2 protein-coding genes are annotated in these 1,330 nt (G+C 67.4%); both read left to right on the top strand.

Features of this window, described 5'->3' with window-relative positions; all coding sequences use genetic code 11:
• Window positions 1–71 precede the first annotated feature (71 nt).
• Window positions 72–647, top strand: coding sequence for an STAS domain-containing protein (locus ACEN88_RS31935; protein WP_413346202.1), 576 nt, complete (start codon window positions 72–74; stop codon window positions 645–647).
• A gap of 91 nt (window positions 648–738) precedes the next feature.
• Window positions 739–900 (top strand): hypothetical protein, encoded by a 162-nt coding sequence (locus tag ACEN88_RS31930; protein WP_156133696.1) that lies wholly within the window; start codon window positions 739–741, stop codon window positions 898–900.
• The last annotated feature ends 430 nt before the right edge of the window (window positions 901–1,330 follow it).

Raw genomic sequence — 1,330 nt, 5'->3', positions numbered from 1 at the left:
CCCCCCCCCCCCTCTTTTTTCCCAACACCACCCGGGCCACCTCCATGTAGCTCCGTCTCGTGGGCTCGTAGATGTTAATAAGAGACTGGCTGCGCACCGCATGGAACTACGACCGCGCCGACGCGCTCGCGCTGGTGGCGACGGCCGGCGGCGTCCTGCTGCTCGGGGTGGAGGCGGGCGTCGTGCTGGGGCTGCTGCTGTCGCTGGGGACGATGATCTGGCGCGAGAGCCGGCCTCACATCGCGGTGCTGGGCCGGATTCCGCACACTGAACACTTCCGCAACATCGACCGGTACTCGGCCGAGACGGATCCGAACGTGCTGCTGCTGCGCGTGGACGCGGGGCTGTTCTTCGGGAATATCGAAGCGGTCAGCGAGCGCATCGAGGAAGAACTGGCCGCGCACCGCGAGGCGCGCCATCTGGTGCTCGTGCTGTCGGCCGTGAACGCCATCGACAGTTCGGCGCTGTTCGGGTTGCTCGAATTGAATCGCGCCCTGGCCCGGCGCGACGTCCGCCTGCACCTGGCCGAGGTCAAGGGACCGGTGCTGGACCGCCTGCGCGCGTCGACTTTGTTGAGTGAGCTCAGCGGACGTCTCTTTTTAAGTACAGCAAATGCCTGGAATGCCCTCGCACGGCACGACACGTGATTGCAAGCAAATCCCAGCTGTGGCAGGATGGAACCACGGTTTTAGAGAAAAGGTGGATATCATGCCGCGCCCAAGTACTATCGTTATTCTGTTGTCAACCGTCGCCTTGCTCGCCCTCGGCTTCGCCGCCGCTGTCCCGGCCGGCATCGCCCTGGCGCTGACGTTCGAACTGGCCGCCTACAAGCGTGCCGCCGACCGCGAACGCGCCCTGCGTCCGGTCCGCATCGCCCGCCCGCTGCGCCGCCGCCGCTGATTTTTTTCAGCCCTGGTTCGCCCGCTTGACCGGTGCTTTCGCCGGTCCGGCCCGCGGACACCCTCCGATTTCCTCACCTGGTCGCCGCGCGCGGCCCTCTGTCGGCTTCACCTTTGACGTTGCCGAAATCATATTGATCACCTGATCCGGGCGTGCGCCTGCACCGTTCCGGTGCCGCCGGTGCCGTGCTGGTGCGCCGCGTCCGCGCGTTCCTCTGTCCCGCGAGTGGCACGCATCGTGCTAACTCATCGGGTATGCCCTTCGACGACCCGACCTGCACCTCCTGGCACGCATCCCTGCGTCTCGGCTTCGCCCGCGACGGCGGCTGCACGCGGCTCGTCCGGCGCGAGCACCGCGGGGCCCGGCGCGGGGCGAGGCGGGCCTCCCCCACCCCCTGGTGATACAGGGGCGGCCCGCCCCGTTAATAGAC

It is taken from the genome of Massilia sp. CT11-108, assembly GCF_047302915.1.
Lineage (GTDB): Bacteria > Pseudomonadota > Gammaproteobacteria > Burkholderiales > Burkholderiaceae_D > Telluria > Telluria orientalis.
Note: the sequence above shows the minus strand (reverse complement) of the source record. Positions and strands in the feature narration are given on the sequence as shown.

Bases quoted from the DNA above. Each gene is read 5' to 3' on its own strand.
- ACEN88_RS31935 (WP_413346202.1), top strand. From the start codon at position 72: ATGTTAATAAGAGACTGGCTGCGCACCGCATGGAACTACGACCGCGCC.